Origin of the sequence: Merdimmobilis hominis (genome assembly GCF_016901855.1) — a bacterium.
Lineage (GTDB): Bacteria > Bacillota > Clostridia > Oscillospirales > Ruminococcaceae > Paludihabitans.
This window is the reverse complement of sequence record NZ_JACJKY010000014.1, coordinates 19,062-35,973: the sequence shown is the minus strand read 5'-3', so window position 1 is coordinate 35,973 and position 16,912 is coordinate 19,062. Positions and strand designations below refer to the sequence as shown.

Genomic DNA, 16,912 nt, shown 5'->3' with positions numbered 1-16,912 from the left:
TTCAGGCTTTTGCGTTTTCAGATTATTCGAGTTCAAATGCACCGGTATACAGACGATAGTACGTACCTTTTTGTGCAATCAAATCGTCATGACTGCCGCGTTCGATGATGCGTCCATGATCGAGCACCATGATGACATCGGAATTTTTGACGGTCGACAGACGGTGTGCAATGACAAATACCGTTCTGCCGTGCATCAGCGCATCCATGCCGCGCTGCACAATCGACTCTGTGCGCGTATCGATCGAGGACGTTGCCTCGTCAAGAATCATAACCGGCGGATCTGCCACTGCTGCGCGCGCAATCGAAATCAGCTGACGCTGACCCTGCGAAAGGCCGCTGCCGTCGCCGCTGAGCACCGTATCATATCCGTTTGGCAGCATGCGGATAAATCCGTCTGCATTGGCGAGTTTCGCCGCTGCAATACACTCTTCGTCGGTCGCATCGAGCTTGCCGTAGCGGATATTTTCCATGACGGTACCGGTAAACAGATTGACATCCTGCAAAACAACGCCAAGCGAACGGCGCAGATCCGGTTTTTTGATCTTATTGATATTGATGCCGTCATAGCGGATTTTTCCGTCCGCAATGTCATAAAACCGGTTGATGAGGTTGGTGATCGTCGTTTTTCCTGCACCGGTTGCACCGACAAATGCAATTTTCTGACCCGGTTTTGCATAAATGGATACATCGTGGAGCACGATTTTATCCGGTACATAGCCAAAATCAACGCCGTTTAATTCCACAAAGCCGGTAAGTTCCGTATATGTGACCGTTCCGTCCTGATGCGGATGCTTCCAAGCCCACAAACCGGTGTGTGTATCGCTTTCCACAAGCGCATCCCCACATTTTTTCGCATTGACGAGCGTTACATATCCGCTGTCCTGTTCACTTTCTTCATCAAGCAGCGCAAAGATGCGGGACGCACCTGCCAAAGCCATGATAATCGACGAAATCTGCTGTGTTACCTGGCTGATCGGCATAACAAAGCTTCTGGACAGCTGCAAAAACGAAGCAATGGAACCAAGCGTCATGACACCTATACCCGTCAGCGAGAGATTCATGACTCCACCCAGTGCCATCAATCCGCCCAATACCGCAATCAGCACATACAGGGCATAACCCAGCGCATTCATAATCGGTCCCAGAATGTTTGCAAACTGGTTTGCATTTTTGGAATGCACAAAGAGTTCTTCATTTTTCTCATCAAATGCCTGCTCTGTCTTGCGTTCGTGACAGAACACCTTGATGACACGCTGACCGTTAATCATCTCTTCGACAAAGCCGTTCACTGTGCCGAGTGATTCCTGCTGCAAGATAAAGTAACGGCTGCTCTTTGCAGTGACCTTTCCGATCACCTTGAACATCAGGAACAAAAATACGATCACAAAGATCGTCAGCCAGACACTCAGCGCCAGCATCGAGAAAAACACTGCCACAACCGAGAAAATCGAAGAAATGGTCTGCGGAATACTCTGCGATATCATCTGCCGCAGCGTATCGGTATCGTTCGTATAGTGACTCATGATGTCACCATGCGTATGCGTATCAAAATATTTGATCGGAAGCGTCTGCATATGTGCAAACATCTCATCACGGATCGATTTGAGCGTTCCCTGCGAAACGATCGCCATGATACGGTTATACATCAGAGATGCCAGCGCACCGATCAGGTAAATTGCCGCCATTTGGCAAAGCGCAAACAAAAGCGGTGTAAACACCGGTGCGGAGTCCAGCAAAAGCGGTGCAATATAATCGTCAATCAGCTGCTGCAAAAACAAAGAGGACATTACGCTTGCGAACGCACTGACTGCAATACAGATAAACACCAAAATCAAATGTACGCGATACGCTTTCATATACGAAAGCAGACGCTTGAACGTCTTTTTGTCAAGCTGCTGAAAGCTTTGCTTCATCGAAAACTGCCGGCCATTAGGACGCACTGTCATCGTCTCCTTTCGTTTGAGATTCATATACTTCTTTATAAATCGGACTGCTTGCAATCAATTCCTCATGTTTGCCGCATGCCATAATCTTACCGTCTTCCAAAACAAGAATCATATCTGCATGCTCCACAGAGGCAATTCGCTGTGCAATAATCAGTTTGGTGGTATCCGGAATTTCTTTCGCAAACGCTTCCCGAATCAGCGCGTCGGTTCGTGTATCAACCGCACTGGTGGAATCGTCGAGAATCAGAATTTTCGGATGTTTTAATAGTGCGCGTGCAATACAAAGACGCTGTTTCTGTCCGCCGGACACGTTTGTGCCGCCCTGCTCGATATAGGTGTCATATCCTTCCGGGAATGCGCGGATAAAGTCATCTGCCTGTGCAAGCTTACAGACATGAACGAGTTCTTCATCTGTTGCATGCTCATTGCCCCAGCGCAGATTTTCTTTGATGGTGCCCGAAAACAGAACGTTTTTCTGCAGCACCATTGCAACTGCGTCACGCAGCACATCCAGATCATACTCACGCACATCGACGCCGCCCACTTTCACTGCGCCTTCACGCACGTCGTACAAACGCGGAATCAGCTGTACAAGGCTCGACTTGGATGCACCGGTCACACCGATAATGCCGACTGTGCTGCCTGCCGGAATGTGCAGGTTGATATCATCCAACACCGGTTTTCCTTTATTGCGGTGATACGAAAACATCACATGCTCAAACGAAATGCTGCCGTCTGCCACCTCTGTCACAGCATTGTCCGGTGGTGTGATATCCGGTGTTTCATCGAGCAGTTCCACAGCACGCTCGCCGGAAGTGCGCGAAATCGTAATCATAACAAACACCATCGACAGACCCATCAGGCTCATCAAAATCTGGGTGGCATACGAAATAAGACTCAAAAGCTCGCCTGTCGAAAGGCCGAGTGCTGCATCGCCGCCGCAGGCAACGACTGCACGTGCGCCAAACCACGACAGCAAAATGATCGCTGCATACATACAAATCTGCATCAGCGGTGCGTTCCATGCGAGCTGCTGCTCTGCTTTTTTGAAGTTCTTATAAATCCGTTCGGAAATGGTATTGAACTTTTCCTCTTCATGTGTTTCACGGACAAACGATTTGACCACACGAATGCCATGCAGATTCTCCTGCACCACATTGTTCAACTTATCGTATGTACGGAACACCCGCTCGAAGATCGGATGTGTTTTGATCATGATGAAATAAAGGCCAAATGCCAAAACCGGGATGATTGCCAAAAAGATAATCGACAAATTTGCATCGATCGAAAACGATGCAACCAGCGAAAAGATCATCATCAGCGGACTGCGCACTGCCATACGGATAATCATCTGATACGTATTTTGCAGGTTGGTGACGTCGGTTGTCAGACGTGTGACAATACTTGCCGGCGAAAACTTATCAATATTCGAGAACGAAAATGTCTGCACCTTATAAAACATATCGTGGCGCAGATTGCGTGCAAAGCCGCTCGACGCACTTGCAGCAAACCGGCCTGAAATAATACCGGAAACAAGCTGTCCCGCAGCTGCCAGCAGCAGCACAATTCCCATTTTGACGACATAGTTCATGTTGCCGGCGTCAATGCCGTAGTCAATCAAATTTGCCATCAGCAGCGGAATGATTACCTCGAACACCACTTCGATGCCGATGGTGATCATTGCCCAGATGGAATCTTTTTTCTGTTCGCGGATACTCCGCATCAATTTCCGAATCAAACGGTTTCCTCCTTTAACGCTTTTTGACGCTCACGCTCGGCGGCGTCTATATTTTCCTGCATGCGGTCCAAATAGGAAAGCAGTGCAGCAATTTCTTTGGCAGTGAAGCCTTTGACTAAAATCTGCTCAAGCATTTCATGATCCGCACAGATCGTTTCCAGCAGATCTTCCGACTGCTTTGTAAGTGTCAGCCGGCGCAGACGCGAATCTGTTTTGCCGACATGCCGCTGCACAAATCCCTTGCGAACCAATAAATCGACCACCTTTGATGCGGTGGAACGTGTCACACCAAAGTGCCGCTCGATGTCGCGCAGATAAACAGGCGTATCTTTTTGTTCCGCTATAAACAGAATCACCCACGTATTTGCACCGGTCAGCAAATCATTTTCCCGCTTATGCGAATAGATTTCCACAAACCGGTGAATGGTGGTGTTCAGCGCGTGAAGCGTTCGCCCGATTCTCTCTTTCCCCATGAAAAACGGTCTCCTTTTCACTTGTAATCGTATGCAAGATTGTTGGCTTTGGTATATATTATAGTTTCCGTATCCAACAATGTCAAGCCGAAAAACAAGGCGTGTCCGCACGTTTTTTGTGGAAATCGAACAGCACCGTTTTCGAAAATAATCTGCTTTTCAACTTGACTTTTACGCTTTATTGTGTTAGAATACCGAACATATTCAAACATATTAAACAATGCGACAAACGAAGTTTACAGGAAAAGCAGATTCTGCTGCCGAAGGAGTAACACTTTCAGGCTTCTTGCAATCAAGATGATGACTGTAAATGGATGCGGCTCTGGAGAACGTCCGGATATGGGCTGCCGAAGGTGCAACGTGTTGGGGTTCCGACACGAAATCTCTCAGGCAAAAGGACAGAGTGAAATATCAGGTGCTTTTTTTAAGCACCGCTATTTCTTTTGAACTTGTTTTTCAAAGCCGGATTCGTTATGAATCTGGCTTTTTTTGTTGTTCGCAGAAAGAAAGGGCTTTTGATTAAGATGGAACAGCTTGCTTCATGGATCAGTACCGTCAGTGATTTTGTGTGGAACAATTTATTGCTTTGGTTGCTTGTCGGCACGGGCATTTTGTTCACGATCCGCACACGATTTGTTCAGCTTCGGAAACTCGGCGAAGGCTTCCGCAATTTGTTCAGCGGATTTTCGCTGAAAGGAAAAAAAGCCGGAAAAGAGGGGATGTCCTCGTTCCAGGCGCTGACAACCGCCATTGCAGCACAGGTGGGCACCGGCAATATCACCGGCTGTGCAACCGCGCTCTACTCCGGCGGCCCGGGTGCGATTTTCTGGATGTGGGTATCTGCATTTTTCGGCATGGCAACCATCTACGGCGAAGCGGTTCTGGCACAGAAGTTTAAGTCAAAAGACCGCGACGGTGAAGTCACCGGCGGCCCGATTTATTACATCCGTGCACGTTTCACCGGTCGGTTCGGCAAATTCTTAGCCGGATTTTTTGCACTGGCAATCATCTTTGCACTGGGATTCACCGGCAACATGGTACAGGCAAACTCGATCAGCGCTGCATTTACCACTGCATTTAACATCCCGCCGGTTGTCGTCGGCATTTTAGTGGCAATCATGGCAGGCTTTATCTTCATCGGCGGTGTGGCACGCATTGCATCCATCACCGAAAAACTCGTACCGGTTATGTCTGTTTTCTATGTGCTTGGCTGTCTGATTATCCTCGTAATCAATCACGATATGATCATCAGCGCGTTCCAGTCGATCTTTATAGCGGCATTTAACCCGCAGGCAGTGCTCGGCGGTGCAGTCGGCATCACCGTACGTGAGGCAATGCGCTTTGGTGTTGCACGCGGATTATTCTCAAACGAAGCCGGCATGGGTTCCACCCCGCACGCACATGCGCTTGCAAAAGTGGAAAAACCGCAGGATCAGGGCATCATCGCAATGGTCGGCGTATTTTTCGATACCTTCATCGTATTGACACTCACTGCACTCGTTATCCTGACCTCCGGACTGCTTCAGCCGGGCGTTAAAGGTGCGCTTGAGGGCACTGCACTCGCACAGGCGGCATTCAACCATGCATTCGGCGGATTTGGCAACATCTTTGTTGCGATCTGCATGTTCTTCTTCGCGTTCTCTACGATCATCGGCTGGTATTTCTTCGGTGAGCGCAACGTAAAGGCGCTTTTCGGCAAAAAAGCCATCAAGATTTATGCGGCAATCGTTGTAGTATGCATTGCAGTCGGCTCCGCACTGAAAGTCAACCTCGTTTGGAACCTCTCCGACCTGTTTAACGGACTGATGGTGTTCCCAAACCTGATTGCACTGCTCTTCCTTTCCTCTATTGTGGCAAAAGCTGCAAAAGGCGAAAACATTCTCAAAAAATAAAAACAACAAGCGCCTGCGCTCCATCGGATAACGGAGAACAGGCGCTCTTTTTGATACGCAAAAACGGGATGACATCTAAATCGATGTCATCCCGTTTTCTGTTTTCATAAGCGCTTATTCGGACAAATATGCTTTGACCATTGCCTGAAGCAGCTCATCGCGATCCACATGACGAATCAAGCTTCTCGCGTTGTTGTACGTGGTGATATATGCGGGATCCTCAGACAGAATATAGCCAACAATCTGGCTGATCGGATTGTATCCTTTATGACTGAGCGCATCATACACCGTAGTCAAAATCCGCTTCATCTCCTGATCTTTTTCATTGCTGACCGAAAAAGTCATCGTCTTGTCATACATCTCGAAAACCTCCCTGTCTGATTCGATTTCAGATATCCACTTTATTATACAATAAAGAAGCGAAAGAAACAACCTGTTTGCGCAAAATCACACAAATATTTTCTCCCATTTTACGCACGCAGAACGACGTCCATTTTCTCGAGCGCTTTGAGCACGCGTTTGACTGCTGCGTCTGCCTCCGCATCGGTGAGCGTCGACTCTGCCGAACGGAGTACCATCGAATACGATACACTCTTCTTGCCGGCTTCGATCTGTGCGCCCTGGTACACGTCGAACAGCTTCACATCTTCAAGGTGCGAGCCAGCCGATGCACGGATTGCTTTTTCGATCTCGATGATCGGCAGTTCCTCATTGCAGACAAGGCTCAAGTCACGGGTTGCAGCCGGGAATTTCGGCATCGGACGGTATTCTACAACCTCGTCTGCCAAACTAAACAGCGCGTTTACATCGAGTTTTGCAAGATATGCTTTGGTACCGATGCCATAGTTCTGCAAAACGTTCGGATGCACTTCGCCCAGAATGCCGATGCGCACATCGTTTAAGAACAGCACGGCACAGCGTCCCGGATGGAAGGTCGGATGCTCCGTTTGAGGACGGATGTCGAATGTTTTGACGTGCAGACGCTCGAGCAGCGTTTCGACCATTCCTTTTAAGGTGTAGAAATCGCAGTCGCCATAAAGACCGATGGTGATCTGTGCGTTTTCATCCGGCAGTTCCTGTCCTTCTTTTTTGATGTACTCGTTGCCGATCTCATAGCCGAAGAACGATGCATTGCGGTTATTATAGTTACGGGACAGCACCTCGAGCATCGACGGCAGTGTGGTGGTACGCATCACGCTTGTATCCTCGCCGAGCGGGTTCGAAATCACGACGCTGTCACGCAGCGGGGACGATTCCGGCAGGCCGATTTTATCGTAATATTTCGGGCTGATGAACGAATAGGTCATGACCTCATAGCAACCGCTTGCCTGCAATGTTTTGTGAATCGTGCGCTCGAATTTCTGGATTGGTGTGAGCTGTGCTTTTGCAACACCGCGGATTGCTGTCACCGGAATCTTATTGTATCCGTAGAAACGCGCAATTTCCTCTGCGATATCGGCTTTGTGCTCCACATCGCCGCGGAACGACGGCACGATGATCGAATCGCCGTCCACAACAAAATCCAGCTGGGTGAGAATATCGACCATTTCTTCTCTCGACACTTCGATGCCTAAGAAACGGTTGATCCAAGCCGGATCAAATTCGATCACGGTCGGCTCTTTCGGCGAATTGTCCACGTCGATGATGCCGTCGACGACTTCACCTGCATCGAGCAGTTCAACAAGTTCGCATGCACGCATGACGGCTTTGTATGTGTTTTTCGGATCGAGTCCTTTTTCAAACCGTGCAGAGGAATCGGTGCGCAGACCGACGCCCCGTGCAGTCACACGCACACTGCTGCCCAAAAAGTTTGCCGACTCGAAGATGACGGTGTTTGTATCGTCCATGATGGCGCTGTTCTCGCCGCCCATGACGCCTGCGATTGCAACAGCTTTTTGCTCATCGGAAATGACGAGCATCGACGGATTTAATTTACGCTCCACGCCGTCAAGTGTTTCAATCACTTCACCCTCGTGTGCATTTCTGACAATAATATGACCGCCTTCTACATATTTTGCGTCAAACGCATGGAGCGGCTGACCATATTCGAGCATAACATAGTTTGTGATATCTACAAGGTTGTTGATCGGACGAACACCCGATGCACGCAGACACTCACGCATCCACAGCGGCGACGGTTTTACGCGCACGTTTTTGACGGCTTTTGCCGTATAACGCGGGCAAAGCACCGGATTTTCGACGGTGACGCGCAGATATTCGCTGATATCGCCGCCAGAACCTTTGACAACCGGCTCGTGCAGACGAAGCGGTTTTCTGTATGTCACAGCCGCCTCTCTTGCAAGGCCGATGACACTCAGGCAGTCCGGACGGTTCGGGGTGATCTCAAATTCGACACAGGTATCGTTTAAGCGGATCGCGTCATGAATATCCTGGCCGATTTCGCATTCCTCTTCAATGAGGAAAATGCCGTCCTCGATTGCATACGGGAAATCGTGGGTGGTAAGGCCCAATTCACCGAGCGAGCAGAGCATACCCTCGCTCACAACACCACGGAGCTTGCCTTTTTTAATTTTGACGCCGCCCGGCAGTGTTGCGCCGTCGAGCGCCACCGGAACGAGTGCGCCTTCGACCACGTTTGTTGCACCGGTGACGATCTGCACCGGCGATTCCTTGCCGACTTCCACCTGACAGATGACCAGATGATCGGAGTTTTCGTGCGGAACGATCGACAGCACTTTGCCGACGACTACATTGCTCACTTCTGCTGCTTCTGTCTGATAGCCCTCCACTTTCGAACCGGACATCGTCATGTCCTCGGCAAAGGTGTGGGCGTCTGTATCAATCTCAACGAATTCGCTGAGCCATCTCATTGATAAATCCATACTGGTTTCTCCTCACTCTCAAAAACTTCAGGGTTGCGCATTAAAACTGATCCAAAAAGCGCTGATCGTTTTCAAAGAACAAACGCAGATCATCGATATTAAAGCGGCGCATAACGATACGCTCAAGGCCCATGCCGAATGCAAATCCGCTGTATTCCTCGGGGTCGATGTTGCAGTTTTTGAGCACGGTCGGGTGCACCATGCCGCAGCCGAGAATCTCGATCCAGCCCTCGCCTTTGCACAGGCGGCAGCCTTTGCCGTGGCAGTTGAAGCACATGACGTCAAGCTCTGCGGACGGCTCGGTGAACGGGAAGTGGTGCGGACGGAAGCGAACGACGGAATCCTCGCCGTAAAGGCGTTTGACGAAGATTTCGAGCGTGCCTTTCAAGTCTGCCATCGTCACACCGCGGTCGACCACAAGGCCCTCGATCTGGTGGAACAGCGGCGAGTGGGTTGCGTCGATTGCATCGGAACGGTATACGCGGCCCGGAGAGATCACACGGATCGGCGGACGGCGTTTTTCCATGGTACGTACCTGCACCGGAGAAGTCTGGGTGCGGAGCACGACGTTATCATTGATATAGAAGGTATCCTGTGTATCGCGTGCCGGATGGTCTTTGGGCATATTGAGCATTTCGAAGTTATAGTGGTCGAGCTCTACCTCCGGACCGCTCACGACATCAAATCCCATACCTAAGAAGATCTCTTTGACCTCTTCCATGACGAGTGTCAGCGGATGCGGTTTGCCGAGCGGCTGACGTTTGCCCGGCATGGTTACGTCGATGCGCTCTGCACGCAGCTGTTCTGCTAATTGTTTTTCTTTGAGTACGGCTGCTTTTTCGGTGATGGCGGTTTCAATCGCTGCACGCACCTCGTTTGCAAGCTGTCCCATAACCGGACGTTCTTCGGCGCTCAATTTACCCATCTGTTTTAAGATGGCAGTCAGCTCGCCTTTTTTGCCCAAAAACCGAACGCGCAGCGCGTCCAGCGCTTTCGGGTCGTCACAGCTGCCGATTGCCTCAGCCGCTGTGCTTTTGATGTTTTCCAACGCTGTTTTCATGTCAAAACCCTCCGTTTTGCTGTTGTTTCTGCTTTGCGTTTGGGTGCAAATGCGCGCAAAAAAGCGCCTCCTCCCCAAAAAGCCAAACTGCTTTTTAAAGGGACGAAGCGCAACCGTTCCGCGGTACCACCCTGATTTTTGCCGGAGCAAACACTCTCTGTCCCGAAATAACGGTGGGAAACCGTTGCCGCCTACTGTCATCGTTTCGGTTCAGCGGCACCGCTCGTGAGGGAACTTCACCGCTCGTTTTGCACAAGCCGCTCTCAGCGCACACGGCTCTCTCTGTGCTGCAAATCCATAGGGCTACTTTCCTCAGTCCATGCGTTTTTTATACTATAGTCACTATGATACCAAATCACGCGCTGTTTTGCAAGTGGTTTCACGCCTGTTTTGCCAAAAAATCCGTTGTAATTCGTGTTGTTTCACGGTATAATAACGGTAAAGCAGTTATGATACTTCGGTTTTGCCTGCCGTTTCTTTGCCTCATATGCGGCAGTCAAAAAACATGGTATCAGAAACCAAAACGAACAGGAGTGCTCTCATGAACTATAAACAGATTTCGATTTTCACCACCACCCCTGCCATCGACATCGTGAGCGGTCTTTTGACAATGCACGGCATCCGCGGCGTCATGATTGAGGATGCGCAGGACTTCACCGATTTTCTCTCCGACACGACCATCCACTGGGACTATGTCGAAGAGGAACTGATGCGTTTAAAAACAGTCGAAACGAACGTCACATTCTATCTGCCGGACAATTTGCAGGGCATCGAAACACTCGGCGAAATCAAAAAAGCGCTGCCGCTTCTGCGCGAGGAAAACCCGGAAATTGACTTGGGCCGTTTGGAACTCTCCTTCGCAGACGTAAACGAAGAGGACTGGTCGACTGCGTGGAAAAAATATTATCACCCGACAAAAATCGGCGACCGGCTCGTCATTGTTCCGTGCTGGGAGGAATACGAAACCGCGCCGAACGAAGTCCGTGTCACACTTGATCCAGGTATGGCATTCGGCACCGGCACGCACGAAACAACCCGTCTGTGCATGCGTCTGCTCGACAAAACCGTCAAACCGGAAAACACCGTACTCGACATCGGAACCGGTTCGGGTATTCTGGCGATCACCGCACTGCTGCTCGGTGCAAAATCGGCAGTCGGTGTGGATATCGACTCCGTGGCTGTCCGTGTGGCACAGGAAAATGCCGATCTAAACGGTGTCGGCGGCAAGATCACCCTGCTGTGCGGCGATCTCACCGAACAGGTATCGGGAACATACGATATCATCTGCGCAAACATCGTTGCCGACGTCATTCTTCGCCTTTCTTCTGTAGTAACGCAGTTCATGCATAAAGACAGCGTCCTGCTCGTTTCGGGCATCATTGAGGAACGCTGTGAGGAAATCAAACAGGCGCTCACCAAACAGGGACTTGCGGTTCACGAAGTGCTCACCGAAAACGGCTGGGCAGCTATTCGCTTAACACTGGCCTAATCACAACAAAAAAGCAGCGGAACATTCCGCTGCTTTTTTATTCTGATGCTTCGGAAGGTTCTGCCGCTGTTTCTTTCACAAACGAAGAAAAATCACATCGAAATCCGATCTGCGGAAAGTCGACACAGAGAACCTTTTGCTCTTTCTCGTCAAACGAAATCGTATAATCGCCTGCATCGCATGTGCCCTTGAGCGTCGTGACACCGTCTTTCCGCGTCACTTCGGCGTCCCCGATCGAAACACCGCCCGACAGCATGGATAAAAGCGGCTTCATCACCGCCGACTGCGGCACGCCCGACAAATCGAGCGGGAACGACATATTCCCATATGTCACCGTAACCGTTTCATCCTTGAGTAAAAATTCCATCCCTGCAAACGGCGACGGCTCACATACCGTAAGCGTCACTTCTCCCGTTCCGCTGCTGCCAACCTTTGCATTCAGCGAAAGAGATTCGCCGCGAATCGTGGCGTCTGCCTGAAACGGCTCGTGAAACACCTCGCTCGTCTGTTGTTTGATCCCATTTTTCTGACATCCGCGAAACAAAAATGCGGCCCCGATCACCAGTCCGGCCGCTGCGAGCCAAATCGCAATCCGGATTCCTGTTTTCTTCAAGCAAACACCCCCTGCATGTCTTATTGTATGCAAGGGGTGTTTTGTTTATTCCGTTTTTTATAAATCAAGCGCTTTCATCACTGCCGGAAGCTCGTCAATCACATCACGCGCGAGCATTCCCGTGAGCGCCATGTGCTCCGACAGCCGATCAGCCGCTGCGCCGTGAATCCAAACTGCACAAACCGCCGCATCCACCGCTGAAAGACCCTGCGCTAAAAACGCACCGATCATTCCCGACAGAATATCGCCGCTTCCGCCTTTAGCCAGTCCGGCGTTTCCGGTGGTATTGTGAAACAGCGTACCATCCGGTGCTGCAATCACGGTTCGGTGACCTTTTAACACGGTCACACATCCGTATGTCTGCGCAAATGTACGCGCAAGCTTTGCCGGATTCGACAGCACTGCCGAAATTTCGATACCGCACAGACGTGCCATCTCACCCGGATGCGGTGTGACAACCGGTGTTTGTGCACACGATTGAAGCAGCTCCGGTGTTCCCGCAATCGCATTCAGTGCGTCCGCATCGAGCAGAAGTTTACATTTTGTATTTTCGATAATGTTTTTTATGATTTGTTTTGTATCATTCGTCACGCCAAGTCCGCATCCGACAACACAAGCCGTCTGTTTTTGAAGATGCGGAAGCAGCGTTTCCATACATGATGCATCCAGTCCGCCCTGCTCTGTTTCGCAAAGCGGAAGCGTCATCGCTTCCATCAGTCCCACAGCCACACACGACACCACCGACGCAGGTGCCGCCAGTGTGGTCAGGCCGCTTCCCGTACGCATAGCGGCAAGCGTTGCCATCATTGGCGCACCGACCATTCCGCGGCTGCCTGCCACAATCGTCAACCGTCCAAAATCGCCTTTGTGTGTATCTGGGGCACGCTTTTTAAGCTTTGTGCAAAGCAGATCACTTGTCACTTCAATCATGATTCATTCCTCCGCAAATTCCGCAATGACGATCGCCTGTGCCGATTCGCTTGTGTGAGAAAGGCTCACAAACAGCCGTTTTCCTGCTGCCAGTGTTTGCGCATTTCCGCTCAGTTTTAAATACGGAGCACCCAGTTCATCGCGCAGAACCTCCACTTCACAAAGCAAAAAGCCGCGCACACCGCTTCCCATCGCTTTGGAAAATGCTTCTTTCGCCGCAAAGTGTGCAGCAATTCGCTCCGTGCGATGCGCACCGACAAACAACAGCTGCTCCTCCTTGCCGAAAAAACGTTCTACAAAGCGCGGCGAAGCAAGACTTTTTTCGATTGCAACAATCTGCACGCAATCAATGCCAACGCCGGCAATCATAACGCACGAACGCCCGGACGATAGTATTTGCGGATCGCCTCGACCAGTTTTTCATTCGGTGTAAAGATCAGCACGCATTTTTTGCCCTCGCGGTTTGCATACTGGATCATATAATTCTGCTCCGACTGGACGGACTGCGCTGCTTCGTACACCACATCAAATGCTTTTTTATCGAATTTGGCTGCGTCAAATTCAGAAAACAGCGAAATTTTCGAAATGCGGATAGACGTCATACGTTTGCGTTTGCGTTTATTGCTGATTTTATCGATGTCCAAATCGCCGTTTGTGAAAATGTATTCAAACTCTAAGTTTAATCCGGACACAATATACCATGTGTAATATAATACACCGGCAAATACCAAAAAGACAAACGGGCCGTAATTCGGTCTGAACAGAGAAAACGGAAGCAGCGCACATGCGATGATCAGTCCAACCAAAATAATCAGACAATTCCGCACAATCTGTTTTACGCTTTTTTGCTGTTTTACGATCTGCTCCAAAAAAATGTCACTCATTTGATTCAACTCCTTTTGTTTATGATACCATAATTCTTGAAGATTTTCAATGATATAAACAAATATCCGCCTTTTTTCAGGCGGATATTTGTTGAAGTTATGTTTACCAATCCAAGTTCACGGTTTTGCCGTCTTTGAGATTCTGGGTTTCGGTCAGTACCTTATTGATAAGACCTACACGACCCATAAACTTCGATGTTTCATTGAGTGTGATGTATGTTGCGTTCGCTTCATCCACATAAAAACGAAGCGTTGCGGTGGTTCCGTTCTTATAATGATATACAATAGACATCTGCTCCGTGCCGCTGATTTCACCCGCGTAAATATCGGTTGCATTTGTCAGCATCAGCAGCTGCAAATATGTACGGCTCTGCTCCATATCAACTGCATTTCCGTCAAGTGCTGCGGTATAATCAGACGAATCATCCTCATCTTCTCCCGGTGTAAACACGAGAGAATGCGACTCGCCTTTGACTGTGACATCAATACTGGAAAGATCGATAATATTCGGCAGTACAAGAATGCTCGAAATCATATCTTTCGGCTGTGCACTCTGCCACTCGATGCTGTCGGCAGAAATGATATAAATCTGATCGACATCTTCACGAATCAGGAAATAACGGTCGATTTTTGATGCGTCGACTTTCTTTCCTTTTTCATATCCTTCTTCCGAATTGAATCCTGCACCAAGTGTGAGTTTTACCGTTGTATTGTTGTCATATGTCATTTCATAGACAGCAGTCGGATTGTCAAAGCCATACTCTGTGCGGTCTTCTGCAGTGATGTTCGCTTTCACAACATCAACTGCCGACAAGCCGAAGTTGCCGAAAATCAATGTCTGCAATTTTGATTCATCAAGCAGCGCAAACTGCGGCTGACGCATAACGAGATAGCTCTGCTGCGATACATTCTCACCAAGCTCGCCGTCTTTGGCTTCTTCGATTACAATGTCATATGCCAAGTCCGGACGGGAGATTGTTGCGCTGTTGATTCGCGGAATTGCTTCAGAATCATTTTCATCAAAGCTTTCAATGATTTCCGGATCCAGGTATGCGTATTTGGATAACAGCAAATTGGTAATTGCCGTGCTGGTGACCAAGTACACATCAGTTTCACCGTCTTTTTTCAGATAATAGCTCTCATTGTCAGCTGTCGCGCTGCCGATATGATAAGAATATACATTTCCGTTTGTAAACTTCATTGTAAACGAAATGGCAGGGTCCGCCAGGCCATAACGTGCCAGATCTGCACAGTCTTCTTCAATCACTTCCAAAGCGGAAAATGTACAAAGATTGCTGAGCGTCTGCTGATACAAATAGTCAAGCGATTTAAAGTCGGCAATGTCTTTGACACGGAACAAATCTTCTCCGACATTCTCAATCGTATATTCGCCGGTTGCGTTTTTAACGTAAAGGCTTTCTGCATCGCTGTACAGCTCGTCGATCAGCGGAATTGCATTGCTGCTGGGCAGTGAACTTTCCTCGCTTTTCGGTGCAGTCAGCGTCAGCACGATTGCAATCGCCGCCAAAACAACGACTGCCACACCGCCAAAAATGAGCGCCTTGATTTTTTTACTCATAAATGCCTCCTGCGAATGAAGATCACAATACCGATGACAAACACGATCACCGGAATTGCACCGATAAAGATGATACCATACATCTGAAGTTCAGATTCGGTAATAGTGATGGTATCGTACGAAAGGTCAACCGGAAGAATTTTAACCGGTGTGTCTTTTCCGCAAGTCTGGTTGACGGCTGTGATGACGAAGTCACCGTTTCCGTAACCGCCATATGTGAGTGCCTGCTGTGCAAGCATCTGCGCAGAACCGAATGCAATCACGTTAGAGGTAATCGCTTCATTGTCTACACTGCGGGATTTGGAACCTTTGACAATCAGGTTCTGTACTTTCTGCTCCTGTGCAGCGAAATCGAAATCGGAACCTTCGTTAAATGCATCGAACGGTACAAAGATGGTCGATTCGTTGGAAGACAGCAAAACAGTTGTGGTACGGTTGCCCGATGTTTCAAACAATGTATTGATCGGCACGCCATATGCGGAGATGATCGGCAAACCGGAGGAAGACATTTCATTGTTGATCGTTTCGTCTGCAACCGAAGTAAAATGAATATAACCAGATTGAAGAACCTGAGACGAGTCGGTCTCATAAACAAAGCCGCTCTGCATCTCAATGCCCCAGTCAGCCAAGAAGTTTTTGAGCACATCGCCCGGTGTTACGTCTGCTGCAACAAACAGCAGTGTTTTGCCGAATTCACCGTTGTTGTCAAGATAAGCCGCCAGTTTTTCTGCCTGTTCGGTTGTCAGATCTGTTTTCGGCTGCGGCAGAATGGCAACATCATATTCGTCGGAAAGCTCTCCGGTGAAAATATCGACTTCCTCCACATCATAGATGTTCGATTTGAGCAGTTCGGTCAGACCCGAAACATCGACACCCTCAAGACCGGTGATCAGCGCTGCTTTTGTCACATTCGACTCGGTGACATACATAATGGAAGAGGTGATTACCTGCTCTGCCTGAGAGCTGTATGTCTGTGTGCCGTATGTGGACTGCGATACGGAAATCAGGCTCGAAGAAGCGACATATTTATACCGTTTTGATGTGGAAACGATGATATCGCCTTCTGCAAGTGTTTCCTCCGGATATTCGTCTGCAATACCCGGGTTTTTCTTAAGACTTCTGAATTCAAGCGACACTTTCGAAGAATGGGTGTCATATGCTTTTAAAATCTCATAAATCTGTTTGTAGTAAGTACCGCTGCTTTCAAACTCTGTTTCTTCTGCCAAAACAGTCAGTTTGACATCTTCGGTGATTTCGTTTACAAAATCAATCGACTCCTGTGTCAGATTAAAGCGCTGGTCGGAAGTCAAGTCAATTGTAAGCGGAAACCGTTCAAGCAGCAGTCCTGCAATCACGTTGATTAAAATCACTGCAACAATAAACGCCGCTGTGATTACTGTTGCAAGTGTGCCGAATTTAAACCGGCGCATTTTAAAGATATTTTTCATTGCTGATGGTCTCCC

General features: G+C 49.0%; 14 protein-coding genes, 1 riboswitch and 1 other annotated feature. Of the genes, 2 read left to right on the top strand and 12 right to left on the bottom strand.

Annotated features, from left to right (window positions below):
- Window positions 1-22: 22 nt before the first annotated feature.
- Genes H6A12_RS09080 through H6A12_RS09070 form a run of 3 tightly spaced genes read right to left on the bottom strand, consistent with a single transcriptional unit; the run spans window position 23 to window position 4,159 of the window.
- Window positions 23-1,948 (bottom strand): ABC transporter ATP-binding protein, encoded by a 1,926-nt coding sequence (locus tag H6A12_RS09080; protein WP_204447165.1) that lies wholly within the window; start codon window positions 1,946-1,948, stop codon window positions 23-25.
- Window positions 1,932-3,686, bottom strand: a complete 1,755-nt coding sequence (locus H6A12_RS09075; RefSeq protein ID WP_204447103.1) for an ABC transporter ATP-binding protein — start codon at window positions 3,684-3,686, stop codon at window positions 1,932-1,934. Before H6A12_RS09075 ends, H6A12_RS09080 begins: the two co-directional genes overlap by 17 nt.
- A complete protein-coding gene (locus tag H6A12_RS09070) occupies window positions 3,683-4,159 on the bottom strand; it encodes a MarR family winged helix-turn-helix transcriptional regulator (protein WP_204447102.1) in 477 nt (158 codons plus the stop codon). Before H6A12_RS09070 ends, H6A12_RS09075 begins: the two co-directional genes overlap by 4 nt.
- A 312-nt stretch (window positions 4,160-4,471) precedes the next feature.
- Window positions 4,472-4,571, top strand: a riboswitch (glycine riboswitch).
- A gap of 112 nt (window positions 4,572-4,683) precedes the next feature.
- Between H6A12_RS09070 and H6A12_RS09065 the strand changes: the two genes are divergently transcribed.
- The gene (locus tag H6A12_RS09065) at window positions 4,684-6,051 is read left to right on the top strand and encodes an alanine/glycine:cation symporter family protein (protein WP_204447162.1); all 1,368 of its coding nucleotides are present in this window, start codon (window positions 4,684-4,686) and stop codon (window positions 6,049-6,051) included.
- 114 nt (window positions 6,052-6,165) lie between these two features.
- Here H6A12_RS09065 and H6A12_RS09060 read toward each other — a convergent pair whose 3' ends face one another.
- The 3 genes from H6A12_RS09060 to pheS all read right to left on the bottom strand — a co-directional run bounded on the left by H6A12_RS09060 (window position 6,166) and on the right by pheS (window position 9,954).
- Entirely contained in the window at window positions 6,166-6,411 is a 246-nt protein-coding gene (locus tag H6A12_RS09060; protein ID WP_204447101.1) for an IreB family regulatory phosphoprotein, read from the bottom strand.
- A gap of 110 nt (window positions 6,412-6,521) precedes the next feature.
- Window positions 6,522-8,894 carry a phenylalanine--tRNA ligase subunit beta gene (pheT, locus tag H6A12_RS09055; RefSeq protein WP_204447099.1) on the bottom strand — a complete coding sequence of 791 codons (2,373 nt, stop codon included), beginning with the start codon at window positions 8,892-8,894 and terminating at the stop codon, window positions 6,522-6,524.
- 40 nt (window positions 8,895-8,934) lie between these two features.
- The gene (gene pheS / locus H6A12_RS09050; RefSeq protein ID WP_204447097.1) at window positions 8,935-9,954 is read right to left on the bottom strand and encodes a phenylalanine--tRNA ligase subunit alpha; all 1,020 of its coding nucleotides are present in this window, start codon (window positions 9,952-9,954) and stop codon (window positions 8,935-8,937) included.
- Window positions 9,955-10,049: 95 nt separating this feature from the next.
- Window positions 10,050-10,283 (bottom strand) — a binding site (T-box leader).
- Between the two features lie 212 nt (window positions 10,284-10,495).
- On the opposite strand from pheS, the gene prmA reads away from it, so the two are divergent.
- The gene (gene prmA / locus H6A12_RS09045; RefSeq protein ID WP_204447095.1) at window positions 10,496-11,443 is read left to right on the top strand and encodes a 50S ribosomal protein L11 methyltransferase; all 948 of its coding nucleotides are present in this window, start codon (window positions 10,496-10,498) and stop codon (window positions 11,441-11,443) included.
- Between the two features lie 37 nt (window positions 11,444-11,480).
- Here the strand turns inward: prmA and H6A12_RS09040 are convergent, their stop codons facing one another.
- The 6 genes from H6A12_RS09040 to H6A12_RS09015 form a co-directional block, all read right to left on the bottom strand.
- A complete protein-coding gene (locus H6A12_RS09040; RefSeq protein ID WP_204447092.1) occupies window positions 11,481-12,056 on the bottom strand; it encodes a hypothetical protein in 576 nt (191 codons plus the stop codon).
- A 57-nt stretch (window positions 12,057-12,113) separates the two neighbouring features.
- Window positions 12,114-12,986, bottom strand: a complete 873-nt coding sequence (locus H6A12_RS09035; RefSeq protein WP_204447090.1) for an NAD(P)H-hydrate dehydratase — start codon at window positions 12,984-12,986, stop codon at window positions 12,114-12,116.
- A gap of 3 nt (window positions 12,987-12,989) precedes the next feature.
- Window positions 12,990-13,355 (bottom strand): holo-ACP synthase, encoded by a 366-nt coding sequence (acpS, locus tag H6A12_RS09030; RefSeq protein ID WP_204447088.1) that lies wholly within the window; start codon window positions 13,353-13,355, stop codon window positions 12,990-12,992.
- Window positions 13,352-13,870 carry a DUF6106 family protein gene (locus tag H6A12_RS09025; RefSeq protein ID WP_204447086.1) on the bottom strand — a complete coding sequence of 173 codons (519 nt, stop codon included), beginning with the start codon at window positions 13,868-13,870 and terminating at the stop codon, window positions 13,352-13,354. The genes acpS and H6A12_RS09025 overlap by 4 nt, the downstream gene beginning before the upstream one ends.
- A gap of 103 nt (window positions 13,871-13,973) precedes the next feature.
- Window positions 13,974-15,449 (bottom strand): DUF4340 domain-containing protein, encoded by a 1,476-nt coding sequence (locus tag H6A12_RS09020; protein ID WP_204447083.1) that lies wholly within the window; start codon window positions 15,447-15,449, stop codon window positions 13,974-13,976.
- Window positions 15,446-16,897 carry a GldG family protein gene (locus H6A12_RS09015; protein ID WP_204447081.1) on the bottom strand — a complete coding sequence of 484 codons (1,452 nt, stop codon included), beginning with the start codon at window positions 16,895-16,897 and terminating at the stop codon, window positions 15,446-15,448. Before H6A12_RS09015 ends, H6A12_RS09020 begins: the two co-directional genes overlap by 4 nt.
- Window positions 16,898-16,912: the final 15 nt, after the last annotated feature.

Excerpts from the sequence above, each read along its gene's own strand:
- H6A12_RS09080 (WP_204447165.1), bottom strand. The coding sequence starts at position 1,948 with ATGACAGTGCGTCCTAATGGCCGGCAGTTTTCGATGAAGCAAAGCTTT.
- H6A12_RS09070 (WP_204447102.1), bottom strand. The coding sequence starts at position 4,159 with ATGGGGAAAGAGAGAATCGGGCGAACGCTTCACGCGCTGAACACCACC.
- H6A12_RS09065 (WP_204447162.1), top strand. The coding sequence starts at position 4,684 with ATGGAACAGCTTGCTTCATGGATCAGTACCGTCAGTGATTTTGTGTGG.
- H6A12_RS09060 (WP_204447101.1), bottom strand. The coding sequence starts at position 6,411 with ATGTATGACAAGACGATGACTTTTTCGGTCAGCAATGAAAAAGATCAG.
- pheT (WP_204447099.1), bottom strand. The coding sequence starts at position 8,894 with ATGGATTTATCAATGAGATGGCTCAGCGAATTCGTTGAGATTGATACA.
- pheS (WP_204447097.1), bottom strand. The coding sequence starts at position 9,954 with ATGAAAACAGCGTTGGAAAACATCAAAAGCACAGCGGCTGAGGCAATC.
- prmA (WP_204447095.1), top strand. The coding sequence starts at position 10,496 with ATGAACTATAAACAGATTTCGATTTTCACCACCACCCCTGCCATCGAC.
- H6A12_RS09035 (WP_204447090.1), bottom strand. The coding sequence starts at position 12,986 with ATGATTGAAGTGACAAGTGATCTGCTTTGCACAAAGCTTAAAAAGCGT.
- acpS (WP_204447088.1), bottom strand. The coding sequence starts at position 13,355 with ATGATTGCCGGCGTTGGCATTGATTGCGTGCAGATTGTTGCAATCGAA.
- H6A12_RS09025 (WP_204447086.1), bottom strand. The coding sequence starts at position 13,870 with ATGAGTGACATTTTTTTGGAGCAGATCGTAAAACAGCAAAAAAGCGTA.
- H6A12_RS09020 (WP_204447083.1), bottom strand. The coding sequence starts at position 15,449 with ATGAGTAAAAAAATCAAGGCGCTCATTTTTGGCGGTGTGGCAGTCGTT.
- H6A12_RS09015 (WP_204447081.1), bottom strand. The coding sequence starts at position 16,897 with ATGAAAAATATCTTTAAAATGCGCCGGTTTAAATTCGGCACACTTGCA.